This is a genomic window from Streptosporangium sp. NPDC020072 (assembly GCF_040631445.1).
Taxonomy (GTDB): domain Bacteria; phylum Actinomycetota; class Actinomycetes; order Streptosporangiales; family Streptosporangiaceae; genus Streptosporangium.
In genome coordinates this window covers 79519-100426 of sequence record NZ_JBEYAB010000022.1, presented here as the reverse complement: position 1 = coordinate 100426, position 20908 = coordinate 79519, and the positions used below count along the sequence as shown (strand labels likewise).

The window sequence follows — 20908 nt, the reverse complement described above, 5'->3', positions numbered from 1 at the left end:
ATGCAAACACGAAGTGTGTTCGCCGTGGTCTCGGAGGCGCCGGTGAGTGACCAGCAGACGATCGACGCCGCGCTGGCAGGCGACCAGGCCGCGTGGGACGCGCTGGTGACCCGCTTCTCCGGCAGGCTCTGGTCGGTGGCCCGCGCCCACGGCCTCAGCGCGGCGGACGCCGCGGACGTGGTGCAGGGCACGTGGCTGCGGCTGGTCGAGAGCCTGCACACCATACGCGACCCCGAGCGGATCGGTTCCTGGCTGCTCACCACGGCCAGACGTGAGGCCTCTCTCCTGAGCAGGCGCACCCGGGGCGAGCGGCTCGTCGCCGACCCCGCCGCCGCCGAGCGGGCCGAGCCCGGCCCCTCGCGGGCCGACCACGCCGTCCACCCCGATCCGGCGTTGACCGTGCTCTCCGCCGAAGAGGGCCGCCGGCTGTGGCGCACCGTCGAGACGATGCACGAGCCCTGCCGTTCGCTGCTCCTGCTGATGGCCACCGCGCCGGACGCGGGGGTCCACCAGCTCGCCGTACGGCTGGGCATGCCCAGCGGCAGCTACGGCCCCACCAGAGGGCGCTGCCTGAACCGGCTACGCACCATGCTCACCGCCCAGGAGGCGCAACCGTGACCACCCGCCGTCCCCCCGCGATCGACGACGAGTCCCTGGTCGCGGCGCTCCGCCTGGCCGCGGGTAAGGACCCCGTCCCGGCACACGTCCTCTCGGCGTCCAGGGCGGCCTTCGGCCTTCGGGTGCCCGGCGCCTCGACCGCGATCCCGGTGTCCACGCCCGCCCCGGCCGGCGTGCGGTCCGCCGAGGGGGCACGGCTGCTGCGCTTCAGCGCCGCCGGTCTCGTCGTCGAGCTGGAGATCGTCCCCGTCGACGGCCTGGTCGACCTGGCGGGACAGGTCTCCCCCCTCCCCGAGGCCGGCACGACGGTCGAGGTGCGCACCCCTCACCTCACCGCGTCGCGTGAGCTGTCCGCGACGGGCCAGTTCGCCGTCACCGGGTTGCCGCCCGGCTGGTTCAGCGTGGTGTGCAGGCGTCCCGGCCACAGCCCGGTCGTCACCAGCTGGACCCGGATCCGTCCCTAGGTGGTGCCGGACGAGGCGGTCGCCGCCGCGGAGCTGGCGCTGGAGACGTCCGGCAGTGACCCCGCGCGAGCCGGAGAGCTGGCACGTGAGGTGTTGCGCTCGATGACGGTCCCCGACGAGGCCGCCACGATCGCCCATCGGGCTCTGGCGCTGGCCGCCAGGGAGCTGGGAGATCTCCCACTGGCCGAGAGCCATCTGAGCAGGGCCGTCGGCATCGCGCTGGCGGCGGGGCTGCGGCACAGGGCGGCCCAGGCCCGTCTCTCCCTGGTCCACGTCAACGCCGAGCTCGGCCGTCCCACGCAGGCCCTCACCGTCGCCGCCGCGGCCGAGCCGTACCTCAGGCCGGTCGAGGTGGCCAAGCTCGGGGTCCATCGGGCGGTGGCCCTGGCCAGGCTCGGCCGCTACGCGGAGGCCGCCGACCAGTGCGACCGGGCCGTCGGCCTGCTGGAGGAGGACCCCAGGTTCCTCTCCGGGGCCCTGCTGAACCGAGGGCTGGCGCGGGCCTTCCTGGGAGAGTTCGAGGCGGCGGAGTCCGACCTGGCCCGCTGCGCCGAGCTGGCCGGCCGGGCCGGTCTCGACCATGTGGTCGCCCTCGCCGAGGGGAACCTGCCCTTCCTCGCCGCGCGGCGCGGCGATCTGCCCGCCGCCTTCGCCGCCTACCGGCGTGCCGAGGACAGCCTGTTCGGCTATCCGGAGCGGCTGGCCACGACGCGTTGCGACCTAGCCGAGGCACTGGTCGCCGCCCATCTGCCGGGCGAGGCGCGGGTGCTGCTCGACCTGGCGGTGCCCGAACTCATCGCGGCGGGCGCGCAGGGCGCCCTGGCCGAGGCCCTTCTGCTGCTGGCCAGGGCCGAGTTGCGCACGGGTGAGCCGCACCGCGCCCTGCAGACCGCCGAGCGCGCGGGCGCCACCCTGACCGCGCAGGAACGCGCCGCCCTGGTGCCGCTCACGACGGAGATCGCCCTGAGGGCCCGGCTGGCTCTCGGCTCACCGACCCGGGAGTTGCTCACCGAGTTGCTCGCCTGTGCCGACAACCTCGACGAGGCCGGGCACGCGGAGGTCGCCGGAGAGCTGAGGCTCACCGCCGCAGAGGTCGCGCTGCTGGTCGGCGACCGCGCGGCCGCCGACGGCCAGCTCGACCGGCTCACCCGTGGTCCCGGAGTGGTCTCCCGGCACGCCTCGGCGCTGAAACGGGAGCTCGCCGGAGACAGGCGTGGGGCGTTCGCCGAGGTCAGGGCCGGTCTGTCCGAGGTCGCCGCCCGTACGGCCACCGCGGGGGACCCTCGGGTCCGCGCCCACGCGGCCAAGGCCGGTGAACCGCTGGCCGAATTCGGGCTCACGCTGGCCCTGCGCACCGGGCGGGGCCGTACGCTCCTGGCCTGGGCCGAGCGGTGGCGGGCCGTCGCGGGTGGTTCTGGACGGTCACGGGTCCCCGGCGTCGCGGAGCTCCGGGCGGCGCTCGGCGACGCGGTCCTGGTCGAGTTCGCCAGGAACGGCGACGAGTTGGTCGCCGTCGCGGTCTCGCCAGAACGGGTCTCGCTACGCCGTCTCGGCTCCTTCTCCGCCGTCGCGGAGGCCGTTGTGCGGCTCAGGTACGGCCTGCGCAGGGCGCATCTGCGCGATGGGCGGGCGGCAGACGTCGCCGGGGAGGCGGCCCTGCTCGAACGTCTGCTGCTCGATCCCCTGTCGGGAGTCCTGGGTGACAGGGCGCTGGTGGTCGTACCGACCGGGGCGCTGCACACCCTGCCGTGGCCGGTCCTGCCGTCGAACTCCGGGCGCCGGGTCTCGGTGGCCTCCTCGGCCGCTTCCTGGCTGGCCGGCGGGCGGGTGCGGGCCGCGGGGGCGGGGGCGGGGAGGGTCGTGGTGGCCGCCGGACCGGGGCTGCTGCACGCCGAGGCGGAGGCGGAGATGGTCGCCGCCCGTCATCCCGGTGCCGAGCGGATCCCGGCGCTGCGTCCCGAGGTGGTCACGGCACTGCCCGGGACCGGGGTCGCGCACCTGGCCGCGCACGGCACGTTCTGCTCCCGCAGCCCGCTGTTGTCCGGCATCGATCTTGAGGATGGCAGACTGATGGCCTACGACCTGCTTCGGCTGCGCGTTCCGCCCAGGCTGGTCGTGCTTTCGGCGTGTGACGCCGGGATGGCCCATGCCCCCGCGGACGGAGCTCCGCTGGGGCTGGCGGGTGCCTTCCTGTCGCTGGGGACGCAGTGCGTGGTGGCCAGCCTGGTGCCGGTACGCGACGAGGAGACCCTCGACCTGATGACGGTCTTCCACGAACTGCTGGCCGCGGGCCACTGCCCCGCCCAGGCGCTCGCCACGGCGAACGCGAAGACGGGGGTGGCCGGTTTCGTCTGCCTGGGGTACGGCGATCAGCCGGTGGCGACGGGCCGCGCGGGGTCGGCGACCCAGTTGGACCAGGAGCCGACGTAGAGGGCGGCCGGGATGCCCGCGACGTCGAGCGCCAGCACCTCGTGGGCGGCCGTCACGCCTGACCCGCAGTAGGCGCCGACCCGAACGCCGGGGACCGCGCCGAGCGTGTTGAACCGCTCGCGCAGGAAGTCGGGCAGGTGGAAACGCCCGGAGGGGTCGACGTTCTCTCCGGTGGGGGCGCTGACCGCGCCGGGAATGTGCCCCGCGACGGGATCGATCGGTTCGACCTCTCCCCGGTAGCGCTCCGCAGCGCGGGCGTCCAGCAGAACCCCGTCCTTGGCGAGTTCGGCGGCCTGGTCCGCGTCGAGCACGGGCATCCCGCCGGGGCGGGCGGTGAAGTCGCCCTGGGCCGTCTCCTGGTCGCCCTCGGCGAGAGGCAGCCCCTCGGCGGTCCACGCGCGCAGGCCGCCGTCCAGGACCCGGACGTCCGGATGGCCGAAGTGGCGCAGCGTCCACCAGGCCCGGGCGGCGGCGGTCGAGTCGGCCTCGTCGTAGACCACGACCGTACGGGAGCCGGAGACGCCCAGGCGGCGCATGGCCTCCTGGAAGTGCTCGGCGGAGGGCAGCGGGTGACGGCCCCCCTCCCCCGCGGGGGCGGCGAGGTCGGCGTTCAGGTCGCAGAAGACGGCGCCGGGGATGTGCCCCTCGCGGTAGGAGTCGACCCCCGGCGGGCCGCCCAGCTTCCAGCGGACGTCCAGGATCGTCGCCCCGGTCAGGGCGGACAGCTCGGACGGGGTGATCAGCGGGCTCATCGGGTGCTTACCTCCAGCAAGGGAACATGCTGCTCCGCGGTGGTCAGGGAGCCGTGGACGCCGACGAACGACGACTCGAACGGCTCCCTGACCGAGGCGGTGATCGCGCAGTCGGTGTACGGCACAGCCAGGACGTCGCCGATCCTGAGCAGCCAGTCCGGCCGCACCTGGGGCCCGAACCAGCCCGACTCGACGGCTTCCTGCCGGGAGACGACCCACGCCCTGCCCGCCAGGAGCTCACGCCAGGTGCCGAGCACGGCCTGTGTGGCGCCTGGGGCGGTGTAGATGTGCCTGACCCGGGTGTCGCCGCCGAGCAGGGCCACGCCCTCGCGCAGCGCGGCGCCGCGTTCCTCCGGGCCGTCCACGTCGATCAACTCGGCGACGTTGACCATGCCGTGGTCGGCGGTGACGTACATCGCGGCCCCCTGCGGGAGGGTGCCCGCGAGCCGTTCGGCGAGTTGGTCGACGACGGCGAGCCGGTCGAGCCACTGCGGGGAGCCCCAGCCGAACCGGTGGCCCGCGGCGTCGAGGTCGCCGTAGTAGACCGTCACGTGGGAGCGGGGGCGGGTCAGGGCCACGCGCGCGCCCTCGACCCGGTCGTCGAGCGCGTCGGCGCCGAAGAAGTCCGTGCCCCGGTAGACGGCCCGGTTGAACGCGGTCGGCCCGAACGCGGACGGGGCGACGTAACTCACGGAGACACCGGCCGCCGCGGCGCGTTCGAAGACGGTCGGGGTCGGCTGCCACTCGTCGGGCGGGACCGTCGGGCCCGCCGAGGTCCAGCGCAGGCAGTTGAGCAGATGGCCCGTGCCGGGCATGGCGAGCTGGTAGCCGAGCATGCCGTGCTCGCCCGGCGGCAGGCCGGTGCCCAGCGTGCCGAGGCTGGTCGCGGTGGTCGCGGGAAAGCCCGCGGTGAGCACCCTGGCCCGTCGCGCGGACAGGAACGGGGCCGCCTCCGGGTGGGCGTCGAGCAGTTCGGCGCCCAGGCCGTCGACGAGGAACACCAGGACGTGCCGGGCGGCTTCGAGCCCCAGCGGGTTGCCGTGGCCCTCCACTCCGAGCACGGCCAGCAGTGAGCGGGACAGGTCGGCCAGGGAGGCCGTGCCGTACGCGGGGAGCAGCGGGGCGGTCATGAGGCGGCGTGGGCGGTGGCCTCGGAGAGCGCCTTGGCGAAGGCCAGCACGTGTGAGACGGCCTCGGGGCCGTCGGCCGCCTCGCTCACCCTCAGGGACAGGTCGTCGGCCGTGATGGCGCCGGTGTATCCGTGGTCGGCCTCGCAGTTCTCGTCGCCGCAGGTCGCGGGCTCGAGGTCCACGTGGGAGATGGCCCCCCAGCCGATGGTGAGGGTGACCTCGTTCGGCGGCACACCCGGCACGTAGGAGGCCGGGTCGGGGACGACCCTGGTCACGGCGACCGACTGGATCCTGCTCAGGCGCACGGCCTCGGTGGTCGTCGAGGCGTGCGAGACCGAGACCCCCTCGACCGGCGAGTGCTCGTCGGTGTGGCAGACCAGCAGGCGGGTGGGGGTGAGCACCAGGACGGTGACGTGTCTGCGCACCTCCATGGCGGGGTCGAAGGTGGCCTCGTGGTGCACCACGTAGGCGCTCACCTGCTCCTTGCCCAGGGCGGAGTCGACCGCGTCGGCGACCAGGTCGGGATAATAGCCGCTGCGATCGATTGCCTCGCGCAGACCGGCGGCCGAGAGTCGGGTTTCCCTCATGGGTCCATCCTGCCCTGTCCCGGGCGGCGCTTTCACCTGGAGCCCGTGAGGTTCGGCCATCGGCGGAAAGACGCTCCCCGCGAAATGCGGTTTCCCTGAAGTAGCTAAGCGGTTAATTCGGTTTTTTGGCGTTAATTGCATTGGTAAGGCGGTGGCGGGGTTTTCATCACCACCCACGCCCCGCCCAGCCGAGACGGCGCGGCCCCGCGTCCACCCGCGGTCCGTGCTGACTGCTCAGTACGGCGCGCGCCCCGAGAACGATCACCTCCGACTCCCCGACCAGCACCGGATCGAGGTCGAGCCTCGACACCTCGGGAAGGTCGTCGGCCAGCCGCCCGACCCGGACCAGCAGCTCCTCAAGCGCCTCGACCGCGACCGGCGGGTAGCCGTACTCGCCGAACAGCAGCGGGGCCGCGTGTGGCGACCTGACCAGCGCCGCGGCGTCCTGCGAGGTCAGCGGCGCCAGACGGTAGGCCTCGTCGCGCAGCAGGCGCGCGGTGACCTCGCCGAGCCCGAAGGAGACGACGGCGCCGAAGGCGGAGTCCTCGATGACGCTGACCACGGTCGGCACCGCGGGCTGCGGGACCATCCGTTGCACCGCGAGCACCGCGCCCCGGCCAAGCTGCTCCTTCAGCCCCGCGAAGGCCTCGCGCACCCCGTCCGGACCGGTCAGGCCGAGCCGTACGGTCCCGGCGCGTTTGGCCGCCTCCGGGTCTGCCGCCTTCAGCACCACCGGCCAGCCGAGCCGTTCGGCCGCCTCGACGGCCTCCTCGGGGGAGTCGACCACCTCCGCGGGCCACACGGTCAGGCCGTAGCAGGCCAGCAGTTCGGAGGGGTCGATCTCGACGTCCTCCTCCGGCCCCTCGCCGTTCCCGGCCCGCTCCAGCCTGGACAGCACCAGCCGTCGCGCGGCGGCCGTGTCGACGCCCTCGATCTCCTCGGGCACGCCCGGGGACCGTTTGCGCCAGCGGGCGTGCCGTACGGCGTGGGCCAGGGCGCGGACCGCCTCCTCGGGAGCGGCGTAGGACGGGATCGAGCCCCGTTCGGGCACCGCGCCGGTCCGCAGCCCCGGCGGCACGCCGATCCTGCCCTCGAAGGTGGCCAGCACCGGCTTGCCGCAGTCGCGGGAGGCCCTGAGCAGTTCGGCCGCGACCTCGTCCGCCGGGCCGGGGATCGGCGGCATGTAGATGACGACGACCGCGTCCACGTCCTGGAGCACCGAGGTCAGCGCGGCGCCGAACTCGGCCGCCCCGGCCCTGGCCCCGAGGTTGACCGGCGGCGCCGGGTCGAGCCCGGCCTGCACGCAGGCGTCCGCGGCGAGCAGCGCGAGTGCGTCGGAGTTGCCGACCAGGCCGACCCTCGACCCCTTGGGCAGCGGCTGGTAGGCCAGCAGCTGCGCGACGTCGAACTGCTGGATCAGGTCGTCGACCCGGATCACCCCGGCCTGCTCGAACAGCGAGCTGAGCGCGGTGTCCGGCAGGCCGAGCACCGGCGCCGCGTGCCCCCTGGGCACGTTCTGGGTGGTGCCGCCGCTCTTGACGACCACGATCGGCTTGCGCCTGGAGATGCGCCGCGCCAGGCGGGCGAACTTGCGGGGGTTTCCCAGGGACTCCAGGTAGAGCAGGATCACATCGGTCCTGGGGTCCTCCTCCCAGTACTGCAGCAGGTCGTTGCCGGAGACGTCGGCCCGGTTGCCCGCCGAGACGAACGAGGAGATCCCCATGCCCCGCTGGGCGACCCGCTGCAGCAGCGCGGTGCCCAGGGCGCCGGACTGGCTGAAGAAGCCGACCCTGCCGTGGCCGGGGACGGTCGCGGCCAGCGTGGCGTTCAGCCTGATCGCGGGGTCGGTGTTGGCGATGCCCAGACAGTTGGGGCCGACGACGCGCAGGCCGTACGCGCGGGCGATGCGGACCAGTTCGTCCTGCCGATCCCGCCCCTCCTGGCCGGTCTCGCCGAACCCCGAGGAGACCACGACCAGCCCGCGCACCCCCTTCTCCGCGCACTCCTTGACCACCTCGATCACCCCGTCCGCCGGTACGGCCAGCACCGCGAGGTCCACCTCCCCGTCGATGGCCGTCACGCTCGGGTAGGCGCGCACCCCGGCCACCGCCCGCGCCTGGCGGTGCACCGGGTAGACGGGGCCGGTGAAGTCGGCGGCCAGCAGGTTGCGCAGCACGGTCTGGCCGACGCCGCCCGGTTCCCTGCCCGCGCCGACGACCGCGATCGACCCCGGCGAGAGCAGTCGTTCGATGGAGCGGGACTCGGCCCGGTGCTCACGTGAGGCGGTCACCTCCTGGGAGGTCTCGGTCGGGGTCAGGTCGAGGATCATCCGTACGACGCCGTCGGCGAAACGGCTCTGCGCGGTGTATCCGGCCTGCTGGAGCACGGCGGTCATCTTGCGGTTGGCGGGCAGCACGTCGGCGACGAAGCGGGTGATGCCCCGTTCCCTGGCCGTCTCCGCCAGGTGTTCGAGCAGCACCGAGGCCACTCCGCGTCCCTGGTGCGCGTCCTCGACGAGGAAGGCGACCTCCGCCTCCCCGGGATCGATCCGGTCGTAGCGGATCACCGCCACCATGTCGGCGCCGATCGTCGCGATGAGCGCGACACGGTCGACATAGTCGACGTTGGTGAACCGGGTGACCTCACGCTCGGAAAGACGGGGTCTGGGGCCGAAGAACCGGAAGTAGATCGACTCCTCGGAGAGCCGGGAGTAGAACGAGCGAAGCCGGTCCGCGTCGGCGGGCCTGATCGGTCGTACGTGGGCGGTGCCGCCGTCGGAAAGGACGACGTCCGCCTCCCAGTGAGCGGGATACTGAGCAGCCTCCACAGTCCTGAGAGTAAACGTCAGACGCGTATGCCAGATCAGCAGGGCGGTTCGCGTCCTGTTCACGCAACGCTTGTGCATCGACTATGACGCGCTATCCGGTCCGGACCCCATACCCTGGCCGGAAGCTGTTAAGTTTTTCGCGGCTAGAGGCACGTCAGCATCGAAGGCAGCAAGGCGGTGACATCATGACGCGGGTGGTCGTGGTGGGCGATCTGATGACCGATGCGGTCGCACGAGCTCGCTACCCATTGGCACGAGCCAGCGACACACCGGCGATCGTCACCATGCACGGCGGCGGCTCCGGGGCCAACATAGCCTCCTGGCTCGCGGTCGAGGGCGCCGAGGTGGCTTTCATCGGGCGTAGGGGTGCCGACATCACCGGCCGTAACCGCGACATGGAGCTGATGGGCTACGGGGTCGACGCCCGCCTTGTCATGGACCCCGAACGGCCTACCGGCACCTGCGTCGTGCTCGTCACCCACAAGGGCGAGCGCACCATGCTGTCCGACCCGGGTGCCAACGCCGCCCTCTCGCCCGAGGACCTGCCCCGTGACCTGTTCACCCAGGGCGCTCATCTGCACCTGTCCGGTTACACCCTGATCAACGAGGGTTCCCGCGAGGCCGGTCTCGCCGCCCTGGAGATGGCCCGCCGCTCCGGGATGTCGGTCTCGGTCGACTGCTCCTCCTCCGCCCCGCTGGAGCGGACCGGCGCCGAGCCGTTCCTCGAATGGACGCAGAACGTCAAGCTGCTCTTCGCCAACGCCGACCAGGCCAAGGTCCTGACGGGCCGTGACGACCCCGCCGCCGCAGCCAAGGTCCTGACCGCCTGGTTCCCGCAGGTCGTCGTCAAGCTCAGCGACGAGGGCGCGCTGTGGTACACCAACGGCCGCGCGGAGCCTGTCCAGGTGCCCGCCGAGGCCGTCGAGCGCGTGGTCGACGGGACCGGCGCCGGTGACGCCTTCACCGCCGGGTTCCTGCCCGCCTGGCTGGAGAACAAGCCGCCCGCCGAGTCCCTCGCCGCCGGCTGCCGCCTGGCCGCCAAGGCCATCTCCCACCTGGGCGCCCGGCCCCGCCTCTGACCCCTTCTTCTCGGGGTACGGCCCGGCACGGGCCGTACCCCCGTTCGTCTACGCCGTGACCGCGAGGGTGAGCGGAAGCACCGCGGGGGCCCCGGCGTGGCGGAGCATGGCCGCGGCCAGGGTTAGAGTCCAGCCGGTGTCGAGACGGTCGTCGACCAGCAGCACCGGCCCGCCCGTACGCGCGACGGCCTCGGTCAGCGCGGAGGGCATGGCCAGCGTGGCACGGACCGCTTGGACCCGCTGGGCGCTGTTGAACTGGCGGCCGGGGGTCCCCCGGCGGTATCCCAGCTCCCCCAGGTAGGGCAGACGCCCCACCTGGGCCAGCCGCTCGGCCAGGCTCCCGACGAGCTGGGGGCGGCTCGCCGAGGGGATCGCGACGACCGCGGCCGGGCGGTGCCGCCACTCCCAGTGGGACAGCACCGTGACCACGGCGGCGAAGACGTCGTCGGGGATCGGGCCGTCGGGGGCGCCGTCGGCCAGCAGCCCGCGCAGCCTGTTGCCCCAGCCGATGTCGGTCAGCCTGCCCAGCGCCCTGCCCGGTTCGGCTCCCAGCTCGGGTTTGATGCGCCCCTTGAGGTCGCTCAGCCCGCTCGGCCACTGCTTGCGCGCCTCGATCTCGACTCCGGGGCGGTTCAGGCTCTCCGCCGCCCGCTCGACCGCCCGCGCGTCGACCTCGGGCGAACGGTGCATGCCGGTGCAGTTGTCGCAGCGTCCGCACGGCGTGGCGGTCTCGTCGTCGAGCCGCCGCCTCAGGAACCACTCACGGCACTCGGTGGTCTCCAGATAGTCGAGCATGGCCCGCTGCTCGGCCTCGCGTTCGGCCGCCACGCGGGCGTAGCGGCCCGCGTCGTAGGCCCACTCCTCGCCGGTCGCCTCCCAGCCTCCCTTGACCCTGCGCACCGCGCCGTCCACGTCGAGGACCTTGAGCATCGTCTCCAGCCTGCTGCGGCTGAGATCGACCCGGTTCTCCAGGGCCGCGGTCGACAGCGTCCCGCCCTCCGACAGGGCGTCGAGCACGGCCCGGACCACGGGCTCGGGAGGAAAGGCCAGCGAGGCGAAGTAGGCCCAGATCTCCCGGTCCTCGGCGCCGGGAAGCAGGATCACCTCGGCGCGCTCGACCCCGCGACCGGCCCTGCCGACCTGCTGGTAGTAGGCGACCGGGGACTGCGGCGCGCCGACGTGGACGACGAAGCCGAGGTCGGGCTTGTCGTAGCCCATGCCGAGGGCCGAGGTCGCGACCAGCGCCTTGACCTTGTTGTCGAGCAGGGCCTGCTCGGCGGCGAGCCGTTCCGCCTGCTCGGTCTGCCCCGAGTAGGACAGCACCTCGTGCCCCTGCTCGCGCAGGTAGGCCGCGACCTCCTGGGCGGCGGCGACGGTGAGGGTGTAGACGATGCCGGAGCCGGGCAGCTCGTGCAGCGTCTGGGCGAGCCAGGCCAGGCGCTGCTCCGGGCCGCGCAGCCGTACGACGCTCAGGTGGAGGCTCTCACGTTCGAGGGCGCCGCGCAGGACGAGGGTCTCGCCGCCGGAGTGCGCGTCGTCGGCGCTGAGCTGCTCGGCGACGTCGTGGGTCACCCTGGCGTTGGCCGTCGCCGTCGTCGCCAGGACCGGCACGCCCTCGGGCAGCTCCTGGAACAGCGTGCGCAGCCTGCGGTAGTCGGGCCTGAAGTCGTGGCCCCAGTCGGAGATGCAGTGCGCCTCGTCCACGACGACCAGGCCCGCGCTCTCGGCCAGCTCGGGCAGGACCCGGTCACGGAACTCGGGGTTGTTGAGCCGTTCCGGACTGACCAGGAGCACGTCGACCAGGCCCTCGGCGACCTGCCCGTAGATCTGCTCCCACTCTTCGGGGTTGGCGGAGTTGACGGTGACCGCGTTGATCCCGGCCCGCTCCGCGGCGGCGATCTGGTTGCGCATCAGGGCCAGCAGGGGGGAGACGATGACCGTGGGGCCCTCGCCGAGCTCACGCAGGAGCGCGGTCGCGATGAAGTAGACCGCTGACTTGCCCCAGCCCGTCCGCTGCACCACGAGCACCCGGCGCCGGTCCACGACCAGCGCCTTGATGGCCTCCCACTGGTCCTCACGCAGCCGGGCGTGCTCACCGGCAAGGGCCCGCAGCCGCTCCTCTGCCTCTTCGCGCAGCATCTGCTCTTCGCTCACCGGCCTATTGGTACCAGGTCGGGGTGACCGTTTCACTCCGCCCGCCCTTACCGGCGAAGCGAGCATTGGGAGCGTCCTTCTCCTTTCCCCACGGAGTGGCCTCCGTCTCCGTTCAACGGGCCGACCCGGTTCCACGTCGTGGTTTGATGCATCTCAGCTATGGACGTCACAACGTGGTACCTCGAACAGACCTCGCGCTCGGACCTGCTCCCCGCCGGACGGCCCGCGATCGAGGCCGGCATCGTGCGCGCCGAGGTCGTCTCCCCTGAGTTCAGCAGGTTCCTCTACACGGCCGTCGGAGGCGACTGGCAGTGGACGGACAGGCTGCGCTGGACCTGGCGGGAGTGGGAGGACCTGCTCGGGGGCGGTGTGGAGACCTGGGTCGCCTACCACAGGGGCACACCCGCGGGCTACGTCGAACTCACGCCCGGCCGGGACGCGTCAGTCGAGATCACCTGTTTCGGCCTCATGTCCTGGGCGACGGGCAGGGGGCTGGGCGGTCGTCTTCTTGAGGTCGGCACGGCCCGCGCCTGGGACCTCGCCGACCGTCACGAGGACCGCGAGCCGACCCGGCGGGTGTGGCTGCACACCTGTTCCCTCGACGGCCGGCACGCCCTGGCCAACTACCGGGCACGGGGCTTCCGTGTCTATGACGTCATACACGGCGCTCCCGGGGACGAGGACGAGGGGGTCACCCCCGGCCCCTGGCCCGGAGCGGGTCCCCGCTCCCCCACGACCGAGGGCCCGCGAGACGGCGACCGCCGGGAGTGTCGGCCACGGTGAGTATGGTGGCGAGACTCCACACGATGTACGGTCACGTCGATCGGGACGAAGCCCCGATGCCCGCCGATGACCGGTCCCGCCACCACCGAGGAGGCGCCTTCATGATCTCGCCCCCCACGCGGGCGGCAGGGGCGTGTCACCGCACTCCGCAAGGTGCCGCCCGTCACGGGCGCGCAGGACGGCCCCGCCCCGGCACGCAGGCCTGAACCGGCCACCCGTCACACCACGAGGACTAAAAGGAGGATGCGCTCTCCCTCGGCAGAAAACCGAGGCGCCCGCGCAGGAAAAACAGATGGCCCGACGGACGACCACACCCCCGACCGACGGTGACTTCGAGGAGCGGATCGTCGACATCGACGTCTCCGCCGAGATGCGCACCAGCTTCCTTGAGTACGCCTACTCGGTCATCTACCAGCGTGCGCTGCCGGACGCCAGGGACGGCCTCAAGCCGGTCCAGCGCCGCATCCTCTACTCCATGAGCGAGATGGGCCTGCGCCCTGACCGAGGGCACGTGAAGTCGTCGCGGGTCGTCGGTGACGTGATGGGCAAGCTGCACCCACACGGCGACAGCGCCATCTACGACGCGCTGGTCCGCATGGCGCAGCCGTTCTCGATGCGGTTGCCCCTGGTCGACGGGCACGGCAACTTCGGCTCCCCCGACGACCTGCCCGCCGCGATGCGTTACACCGAGGCGAGACTGGCCGCCGCGGCCATGTCGATGGTGCAGTCGATCGACGAGGACACCGTCGACTTCAAGCCCAACTACGACGGGCAGGAGACCGAGCCGACGGTCATGCCCTCGGCGTTCCCGAACCTGCTGGTCAACGGCGCCACCGGCATCGCGGTCGGCATGGCGACCAACATGGCGCCGCACAACCTGGTCGAGGTCGTCGCCGCCGCCCGCCACCTGATCAAGAAGCCGGACGCGACGCTCGACGACCTGATGCGTTTCGTCCCCGGCCCCGACCTGCCGACCGGCGGCACGATCATCGGCCTGGACGGCATCCGCGACGCCTACGCCAAGGGCCGCGGCACCTTCAGGATGCGCGCCAAGTGCGCCGTCGAGCAGGTCAGCCCCAGGCGCAAGGGCATCGTCGTCACCGAGCTGCCCTTCAACGTCGGCCCCGAGCGGGTGGTCACCAAGATCAAGGAGCTGGTCACCGCCAAGAAGCTCCAGGGCATCTCCGATCTGAAGGACCTCAGCGACCGGCACAAGGGCCTGCGCCTGGTCATCGAGATCAAGAACGGCTTCATCCCCGAGGCCGTGCTTGAGGAGCTGTACCGGCTGACGCCGATGGAGGAGACCTTCGGCATCAACAACGTGGCGCTGGTCGACGGCGAGCCGCGCACGCTGGGCCTGCGCGAGCTGCTCCAGGTCTACGTCGACCACCGCATCGACGTCACCAGGCGCCGCTCCCTGTACCGCAGGCGCAAGCGGGAGGAGCGCCTGCACCTCGTCGAGGGCCTGATCATCGCCCTGCTCGACATCGACCGGGTCATCCAGGTCATCCGTTCCTCCGACGACTCCGGCCAGGCCCGCCAGCGGCTGATCGAGTCCTTCGCGCTGTCGGAGACCCAGGCCGTCTACATCCTGGACACCCCGCTGCGCCGCCTGACGCGCTTCGACAAGCTGGAGCTCGACCGGGAGAAGGCGACCCTGGAGGCGGAGATCGCCGAGCTGAGCGAGATCCTCGCCTCTGAGACCAAACTCCGCAAGGTCGTCTCCGACGAGTTGGCGCAGGTCGCCAAGACCTTCGGTACGCCGCGCCGTACGGTCCTGCTGGAGTCCTCCGGCGTCGCCAGGAACGTCTCGGTGCCGCTGGAGGTCGCCGACGACCCGTGCCTGGTGCTGTTCTCCTCCACCGGCCTGCTGGCCCGTACGGCCGACGCCTCCCCGCTGCCCGCCGACGGCGAACGCGCGGCGCACGACGTGCTGGTGTCCGTGGTGCGCAGCACGGTCAGGGGCGAGGTCGGCGTGGTCACCAACCAGGGCCGGATGATCCGGATCCAGGTGGTGGACCTGCCGACGCTGCCGCCGACGAACAGCCCGCCATCGCTGTCCGGCGGCCATCCCGTGTCCGAGTACGTCACCCTTGAGCAGGGTGAGACCGTCGTCGGCATCGGTTCACTCGACCCCGAAGGTCCCGGCCTGGCCCTGGGCACGGCTCAGGGCGTGGTCAAACGGGTCGTTCCCGACTATCCCGCCAACCGTGACGACTTCGAGGTCATCGGGCTGAAGGAGGGCGACACCGTGGTGGGAGCGGCCGAGCTGACCTCGGAGGACCACGACCTGGTCTTCATCACCTCCGACGCCCAGCTGCTGCGCTATCCCGCGACGAGCGTCCGCCCGCAGGGCCGTCCCGCGGGCGGTATGGCGGGCATCCGCCTCGACGGGGACGCCCGGGTGATCTGGTTCGGCGTGGTCGACCCCGCCCGTGAGTCCAGGGTCGTGACGATCGCGGGCTCCTCGACCGCGCTGCCGGGGACCCAGGTCGGTGGCGCGAAGATCTCCGACTACGCCGAGTATCCCCCCAAGGGCAGGGCGACCGGCGGCGTGCGGGCCCAGCGTTTCCTGAAGGGTGAGGACGTCCTGCTGCTCGCCTGGGCGGGCCCCGCCCCCGTGCGCGCCGTCTCGACCGTCGGCAAGCCCGTCCCGCTCCCCGAGGAACTGGGCCGCCGCGACGGATCGGGCCTGCGTCTCACACACACCGTGGCAGCCGTCGGCGGCTCTCTCGGCGCCTCGGACGATCCGTCCGAGGACGAAACCGCCGGGGACTGAGCCCCCGATCCCGGTCCACCGTTCCCGGAGGAGGGCCCCGCGCCCGTCCTCCGGGAACCCTTCCCCGCCCTCACGGCCCGCAGGGCGGGGGTTCTCCCAGAAGATGACCTTTCCCCCCGGTGAACGCCTCTGCGAGCTTGGAGGGCCCGTCAGGGCCGTTCTCGCCCCTCGTTTTCCCTGCCCCGCCTGCGCGGGCCGTCACCCGGTGCGGGAGGGCTCTCCCACACAGAGGCAGAACGGATGCCCCACCGGGTCGAGGAAGACACGGAAACTGTCGTCCTCGCTCGGCTGGTAGGCGTGCTTGGTCGCACCCGCCGCGAGCACGGCGGCCTCCCCCTCGTCCATGTCGTCCACGGTGAAGTCGAGGTGGAACTGCTGAGGGATCTCCGCACCGGGCCAGCGGGGCGGCCGGTAGTCCTCCGCGAGCTGGAAGCACAGCCGGCTCCGCCCGTCGGTCAGAACCACCCAGTCGTCCTCGACCGAGGACACCTCCCAGCCCAGGACGGCGCCGTAGAAATCGGCCAGGATCTTCGGGTCCGGACAGTCGAGGACGACCGACCTCATGCGCGCGATTGCCATGATCCCTCTCCGGAGACACCAACGACGAAGTTACGCCAGTGTCCTTCCCCCGGGCTTCGGCGCCACACCGGCACCCGACGGACCACAGCCCGGCCGAAGCCGTACGGCCAGGCCCCCACCCGGTCGTACGGCGAAGCGCGCCCCCGCGCAGACGGAGTCGGCGGACTCCGGACCTCAGACGGACGAGGTGTGCAGAGCGAACCTGACCGCCATCAGCAGCTGCCAGGGTTCGCCCGACTCCCAGGAGCGGATGAGCCGCGCGACCTGCTCGCCGGGCTGAAATTCACCGAAGCCGTGGGGACCGAAACACCCCGCCGCCACGAGCACCTCGACCAGCGGGTCGTCGTCGCCGAGGGACTCTGTGTAGACCGCCGCATCGAGCAGAGCCAGCGCCGAACGCGCGTTACGGCCCTCGTCATGGGTCTCCACCCGGTCCAGCCTCCGCCTGGCCTGCGCACGCAGGTATTCGGCCATCGATGCGATCCTGCTCATGATCCCCCCAAAATCCCGAACTTTGCGTCACGACATCATCACCCATCGTGAGCGGAGATGGCGGAGTCTTCCCTGAGCGAACGAAGAAGACCGCCCCGGAAGGCATCAGGAAAGCCGCATGAGGGATTATCAATCCATAGTTTCCGCCGACCGAAAGGTTTTTGCGTGGGTGCCTTCGACGATCTTCTGGCCGCGAACGAGGAGTTCTCCGCCACGTTCACCGACTCCGAGCTCACCGGTACGGCAGCCCGCGGCCTAGCTGTCGTCACCTGCATGGACTCGCGAATCGACCCGCTCGGGCTGTTCGGCCTGAAAGCCGGAGACGCGAAAATCCTGCGTAACGCGGGCGCCCGGGTGACCGACGACGTGCTGCGAACGCTGGTGCTCGCGGTCTATCTGCTGGGCGTCAACCGGGTTCTCGTCATGCCGCACACCGACTGCGGCATGTCGAAGGCCACCGACGACGACGTGCACAAGCTCGCCGCGCAGCACGGCGTCGACACCCGCAGTCTGGAGTTCCACACCGTGCCCGACCAGAGCGCCGCTCTGCGACACGACCTGACGCGTATCAGGACCAGCCCGTTCCTCCCCGAGGGACTGGCCATCGGTGGCGCCGTCTACGACGTGCACACCGGGAAGATCATGCCTGTCGAGGTGTGAGAAGAGGGCCGGCTCCGTCCGGAGCCGGCCCTCTCTCATCTCGGACGCCCATGCGTCCCAGGCGCCTCAGGCGTCGATGTGGTCGCGGTCGACCTCGGCCGCGCTGCCCACGATGAACTCCCTGCGCGGGGCCACGTCGCTGCCCATCAGGAGGTCGAAGATGCGCTCGGCTTCCTGGACGTCCTCGATCCTGACCCTGCGCAACGTCCTGCGGCGGGGCTCCATGGTGGTCTCGGCCAGCTGGTCGGCGTCCATCTCACCCAGACCCTTGTAACGCTGGACCGGGTCCTTCCAGCGCTTGCCCCGGCGCTCCAGGTCACGCAGGACCCGGTGCAGTTCGGCGTCGGAGTAACAGTAGACGTACTTGTCCTGGCCGCGTCCCGGGTTCGTGACCTCGATGCGGTGCAGCGGCGGAACCGCGGCGAAGACCCGGCCCGCCTCGACCATCGGCCTCATATAGCGGTGGAAGAGGGTCAGCAGCAGGCATCGGATGTGCGCGCCGTCGACGTCGGCGTCGGCCATCAGGATGATCTTGCCGTAGCGGGCCGCCTCGATGTCGAACGAGCGCCCCGACCCCGCGCCGACGACCTGGATGATCGCGGCGCACTCGGCGTTCTTGAGCATGTCGGCGACGGACGCCTTCTGCACGTTGAGGATCTTGCCGCGGATCGGCAGCAGCGCCTGGAACTCCGAGTCGCGGGCCGCGCGGGCGGTGCCGAGCGCCGAGTCACCCTCGACGATGAACAGCTCGCTGCGGTCGACGTCGTCGCTGCGGCAGTCGACCAGTTTGGCCGGGAGCGCGGAGTTCTCCAGGGCGGTCTTGCGCCGCTGGTTGTCACGGTGCTCACGGGCGGCGATCCTGGCCTTGGCCGCCGCGGCGATCTTCTCCAGTACCGCGCGCAGCTGCTGCTTGGCGCCGCGGGGCGGGTTGGTGAAGATCTCCCTGAGGTCCCGGGAGACGACGTGGGCGACGATCCTGGAGGCGGCCGAGGTGCCGAGGACCTCCTTGGTCTGCCCCTCGAACTGGGGCTCGGGAACGCGCACCGTAACGACCCCGGTGAGGCCTTCGAGGATGTCCTCCCTGGTGACCGGGGCATCGCCGTTCTTCAGCAGCCGGGTCTCACGGAGCAACTCGTTCAGCGTGCGGACCAGCGCCCGCTCCAGGCCGGTGACGTGGGTGCCGCCCTTGGGGGTGGCGATCACGTTGACGAAGGACCTGACGGTGCTGTCGTAGCCCTTGCCCCAGCGCAGCGCGACGTCCACGGTGAGCTCACGCTGCACCTGGGTCGGCGTCATGTGCCCGAGCTCGTCCAGGACGGGCACGGTCTCGTGGAAGTGACCGGAGCCCTGCAGGCGCAGCACCTCGCACACGGCCTCGTCGCGGGCGAGGAACTCGGTGAACTCCGAGATGCCGCCGTCGAAGCAGAACTCCTCCTCGGCGGACTCCTCGCCGCGGCTGTCGCGCACGGCCAGGGTCAGGCCGGGGACCAGGAAGGCCGTCTGACGCAGCCGGACGTGGATCTCGTCGAGGGAGACCTCCGCCTCGGGCAGGAAGATCTGGTGGTCGACCCAGAAGCGGACGCGGGTGCCGGTGACCTTGCGGGGGAGCGGGCCGCCGTCGCGCAGGCCGGACTTCTTCTTGAACCTGCCGCCGGGCCCGTCGCCGTCGAAGACGCCCGGGACTCCCCTGCGGAAGCTGATCTCGTGGACCCGGCCGTCACGGTCGACCGCGACGTCGAGACGGGAGGACAGCGCGTTGACCACGGAGGCACCGACGCCGTGCAGGCCGCCGGAGGCACCGTAGGAGCCGCCGCCGAACTTCCCTCCGGCGTGCAGCTTGGTGTAGACCAGCTCGACTCCGGCCAGGCCGCTCTTGGGCTCGATGTCCACCGGAATGCCGCGGCCGTTGTCGCGCACCTCGATCGAGCCGTCTGCGTGCAGCTCGACCTCGATGCGGGTGCAGTATCCGGCCAGGGCCTCGTCGACCCCGTTGTCCACGATCTCCCAGAGGCAGTGCATGAGACCACGGCTGTCGGTCGACCCGATGTACATGCCCGGGCGTTTGCGGACGGCTTCAAGACCTTCAAGCACCGACAGATGGCGCGCCGTATAGCCCTTCTCCGCGCTAACTGCGGTCACACCCACTCCCACTCTGCTCGAACACGTGTGCGCAGCTTACCGTTCTTCCCGCCGCGGCGGGTACAAGCTTCTCACGCGAGCACCATGGCGTTACACCGAGTGAAAAGTCCGTTACCTTCCGGCGCTTTCCGCTCTCGGCGTAGCCGGGGGCCGGTTGGGAAGCCTCGCATCCGGTTAGATGTTGTCTCAAGTGACTGACGCCAGATCCTCCACACAAGGGGATGACCTGAAAGGCGATACGTGACTGGAACACTCGCCCCCACCAAGCAGCTGACGGCCACGGACCGCTGTGACCGGTGCGGCGCCCAGGCTTACATCCGCGCGACCCTGCCCGCAGGTGGGGAGCTGCTGTTCTGCGCCCACCACGGGCGGCAGCACGTAGCCGTGCTCAGAGACAAGGGCGCCGACATCCAGGACGAGTCGGCACGCCTCAGCGACACCCCCTCGACCGCCGGCAACGACGAACGATAGAGACCGGCAGGTCCGGTGGCGACACCGGACCGACGCCGTGGGTGCGGCCGTTCCCGTGAACGACCCGTCCCGTGGCCCGGCTTGACCCATCTCAGATATCTCTGCCGTGTGCTCCGCTCCAGCGTCATCGGAGCGGAGCACACGGTCTTTCTCCACCGGTTCTCCAGCGAAGGCATCGGGCCTCGTCGGCGTGCCCCGCCGCGTTACGCTCGGCGACTGTGTTGATTCTGCTGCCGCCATCCGAGGGAAAGGCCGCGCTGGGCGACGGCCCCGCCCTCGATCTGTCCCTGCTGAGCTTTCCTTCCCTGACGGCCTCCAGGCGGAAGGTCCTGGGCACGCTCGTCACCCTGTCGGGAAAACGCCAGGCGCAGGACGTGCTCGGCCTGTCCCCGGGGCAGGTGGGTGAACTCGACAAGAACCGGCAGCTGAGGACCGCCGCCACACTGACGGCGGCGGAACTGTACACCGGCGTGCTCTACGACAATCTCGGCCTGGCCTCACTGTCTCCAGGCGCCGCCGAACGGGCCGCCGGAAGCGTGCTGATCTTCTCCGGCCTGTGGGGCCTGCTGCGGATCACCGACCGGGTGCCGCCCTACCGCCTGTCGATGAGCGTACGGCTACCGCCGCTCGGCGCCCTCGGACCCTACTGGCGCAAGACGATCACCCCGGTCCTCGACGCCGAACCCGGCCTGGTCGTCGACCTGCGTTCCAGCACCTACGCGGCGGCCTGGCAGCCGGGGCAACGGGCGGTCGGAGTGCGGGTCCTCAAGGACGGCAAGGTCGTCAGCCACATGGCCAAGGCGACCCGGGGCGTGATAGCCCGGGCGCTCCTGGAGAGTGGCGTCGATCCGCAGACACCGCAGGAGCTGGCCAAGGTCCTGGACGAACTCGGCCACACCGTGACGCTCGGCCCCGTCCCGGGCGGCAGGAAGCCCTGGGCCCTCGACGTCACCACCTGACCTCG

17 protein-coding genes are annotated in these 20908 nt (G+C 71.5%); 9 read left to right on the top strand and 8 right to left on the bottom strand.

Annotated elements, in window-relative coordinates:
• The 3 genes from ABZ470_RS38625 to ABZ470_RS38615 are packed head-to-tail and all read left to right on the top strand — an operon-like array spanning position 1 to position 3512.
• Positions 1-618, top strand: coding sequence for a sigma-70 family RNA polymerase sigma factor (locus ABZ470_RS38625; RefSeq protein ID WP_362917800.1), 618 nt, complete (start codon positions 1-3; stop codon positions 616-618).
• Positions 615-1082, top strand: coding sequence for a hypothetical protein (locus ABZ470_RS38620; RefSeq protein ID WP_352016373.1), 468 nt, complete (start codon positions 615-617; stop codon positions 1080-1082). Before ABZ470_RS38625 ends, ABZ470_RS38620 begins: the two co-directional genes overlap by 4 nt.
• A complete protein-coding gene (locus tag ABZ470_RS38615) occupies positions 1083-3512 on the top strand; it encodes a CHAT domain-containing protein (RefSeq protein ID WP_362917798.1) in 2430 nt (809 codons plus the stop codon).
• On the opposite strand, the gene ABZ470_RS38610 is transcribed toward ABZ470_RS38615, so the two are convergent.
• The 4 genes from ABZ470_RS38610 to ABZ470_RS38595 all read right to left on the bottom strand — a co-directional run bounded on the left by ABZ470_RS38610 (position 3452) and on the right by ABZ470_RS38595 (position 8808).
• The gene (locus ABZ470_RS38610; RefSeq protein WP_362781815.1) at positions 3452-4264 is read right to left on the bottom strand and encodes a sulfurtransferase; all 813 of its coding nucleotides are present in this window, start codon (positions 4262-4264) and stop codon (positions 3452-3454) included. The genes ABZ470_RS38615 and ABZ470_RS38610 overlap by 61 nt on opposite strands.
• On the bottom strand, positions 4261-5394 hold the full coding sequence (locus ABZ470_RS38605; RefSeq protein WP_362917796.1) for a nucleotide pyrophosphatase/phosphodiesterase family protein: 1134 nt from the start codon (positions 5392-5394) through the stop codon (positions 4261-4263). Before ABZ470_RS38605 ends, ABZ470_RS38610 begins: the two co-directional genes overlap by 4 nt.
• Positions 5391-5981: a DUF5998 family protein gene (locus ABZ470_RS38600; RefSeq protein WP_352016369.1), complete on the bottom strand. Its 591-nt coding sequence runs from the start codon at positions 5979-5981 to the stop codon at positions 5391-5393. Before ABZ470_RS38600 ends, ABZ470_RS38605 begins: the two co-directional genes overlap by 4 nt.
• A gap of 166 nt (positions 5982-6147) precedes the next feature.
• Entirely contained in the window at positions 6148-8808 is a 2661-nt protein-coding gene (locus ABZ470_RS38595) for a bifunctional GNAT family N-acetyltransferase/acetate--CoA ligase family protein (RefSeq protein WP_362917794.1), read from the bottom strand.
• Positions 8809-8993: 185 nt separating this feature from the next.
• Here ABZ470_RS38595 and ABZ470_RS38590 point away from each other — a divergent pair, with 185 nt between their 5' ends.
• Positions 8994-9887 (top strand): sugar kinase, encoded by an 894-nt coding sequence (locus ABZ470_RS38590; protein ID WP_352016367.1) that lies wholly within the window; start codon positions 8994-8996, stop codon positions 9885-9887.
• 48 nt (positions 9888-9935) lie between these two features.
• On the opposite strand, the gene ABZ470_RS38585 is transcribed toward ABZ470_RS38590, so the two are convergent.
• Positions 9936-12026, bottom strand: coding sequence for a RecQ family ATP-dependent DNA helicase (locus ABZ470_RS38585; protein ID WP_362917836.1), 2091 nt, complete (start codon positions 12024-12026; stop codon positions 9936-9938).
• A gap of 174 nt (positions 12027-12200) precedes the next feature.
• Here ABZ470_RS38585 and ABZ470_RS38580 point away from each other — a divergent pair, with 174 nt between their 5' ends.
• Both ABZ470_RS38580 and ABZ470_RS38575 read left to right on the top strand, forming a co-directional pair.
• The gene (locus tag ABZ470_RS38580; RefSeq protein WP_352016366.1) at positions 12201-12824 is read left to right on the top strand and encodes a GNAT family N-acetyltransferase; all 624 of its coding nucleotides are present in this window, start codon (positions 12201-12203) and stop codon (positions 12822-12824) included.
• Positions 12825-13116: 292 nt separating this feature from the next.
• Positions 13117-15603 carry a DNA topoisomerase IV subunit A gene (locus ABZ470_RS38575; RefSeq protein WP_352015873.1) on the top strand — a complete coding sequence of 829 codons (2487 nt, stop codon included), beginning with the start codon at positions 13117-13119 and terminating at the stop codon, positions 15601-15603.
• Between the two features lie 198 nt (positions 15604-15801).
• On the opposite strand, the gene ABZ470_RS38570 is transcribed toward ABZ470_RS38575, so the two are convergent.
• Positions 15802-16182 (bottom strand): VOC family protein, encoded by a 381-nt coding sequence (locus ABZ470_RS38570; RefSeq protein ID WP_362917792.1) that lies wholly within the window; start codon positions 16180-16182, stop codon positions 15802-15804.
• Between the two features lie 174 nt (positions 16183-16356).
• Complete coding sequence (locus ABZ470_RS38565; RefSeq protein WP_352015875.1) at positions 16357-16674, bottom strand: hypothetical protein; 318 nt, start codon at positions 16672-16674, stop codon at positions 16357-16359.
• Positions 16675-16839: 165 nt separating this feature from the next.
• Between ABZ470_RS38565 and ABZ470_RS38560 the strand changes: the two genes are divergently transcribed.
• Positions 16840-17334 carry a carbonic anhydrase gene (locus ABZ470_RS38560; protein WP_352015876.1) on the top strand — a complete coding sequence of 165 codons (495 nt, stop codon included), beginning with the start codon at positions 16840-16842 and terminating at the stop codon, positions 17332-17334.
• A gap of 66 nt (positions 17335-17400) precedes the next feature.
• On the opposite strand, the gene ABZ470_RS38555 is transcribed toward ABZ470_RS38560, so the two are convergent.
• Complete coding sequence (locus ABZ470_RS38555; RefSeq protein WP_352015877.1) at positions 17401-19473, bottom strand: DNA topoisomerase IV subunit B; 2073 nt, start codon at positions 19471-19473, stop codon at positions 17401-17403.
• 240 nt (positions 19474-19713) lie between these two features.
• Here ABZ470_RS38555 and ABZ470_RS38550 point away from each other — a divergent pair, with 240 nt between their 5' ends.
• Entirely contained in the window at positions 19714-19944 is a 231-nt protein-coding gene (locus ABZ470_RS38550; protein WP_352015878.1) for a hypothetical protein, read from the top strand.
• A 218-nt stretch (positions 19945-20162) separates the two neighbouring features.
• Positions 20163-20903: a peroxide stress protein YaaA gene (locus ABZ470_RS38545; RefSeq protein WP_352015879.1), complete on the top strand. Its 741-nt coding sequence runs from the start codon at positions 20163-20165 to the stop codon at positions 20901-20903.
• Positions 20904-20908 lie beyond the last annotated feature (5 nt).

Excerpts from the sequence above, each read along its gene's own strand:
- ABZ470_RS38625 (WP_362917800.1), top strand. The coding sequence starts at position 1 with ATGCAAACACGAAGTGTGTTCGCCGTGGTCTCGGAGGCGCCGGTGAGT.
- ABZ470_RS38610 (WP_362781815.1), bottom strand. The coding sequence starts at position 4,264 with ATGAGCCCGCTGATCACCCCGTCCGAGCTGTCCGCCCTGACCGGGGCG.
- ABZ470_RS38605 (WP_362917796.1), bottom strand. The coding sequence starts at position 5,394 with ATGACCGCCCCGCTGCTCCCCGCGTACGGCACGGCCTCCCTGGCCGAC.
- ABZ470_RS38600 (WP_352016369.1), bottom strand. The coding sequence starts at position 5,981 with ATGAGGGAAACCCGACTCTCGGCCGCCGGTCTGCGCGAGGCAATCGAT.
- ABZ470_RS38590 (WP_352016367.1), top strand. The coding sequence starts at position 8,994 with ATGACGCGGGTGGTCGTGGTGGGCGATCTGATGACCGATGCGGTCGCA.
- ABZ470_RS38585 (WP_362917836.1), bottom strand. The coding sequence starts at position 12,026 with ATGCTGCGCGAAGAGGCAGAGGAGCGGCTGCGGGCCCTTGCCGGTGAG.
- ABZ470_RS38580 (WP_352016366.1), top strand. The coding sequence starts at position 12,201 with ATGGACGTCACAACGTGGTACCTCGAACAGACCTCGCGCTCGGACCTG.
- ABZ470_RS38575 (WP_352015873.1), top strand. The coding sequence starts at position 13,117 with ATGGCCCGACGGACGACCACACCCCCGACCGACGGTGACTTCGAGGAG.
- ABZ470_RS38570 (WP_362917792.1), bottom strand. The coding sequence starts at position 16,182 with ATGGCAATCGCGCGCATGAGGTCGGTCGTCCTCGACTGTCCGGACCCG.
- ABZ470_RS38565 (WP_352015875.1), bottom strand. The coding sequence starts at position 16,674 with ATGAGCAGGATCGCATCGATGGCCGAATACCTGCGTGCGCAGGCCAGG.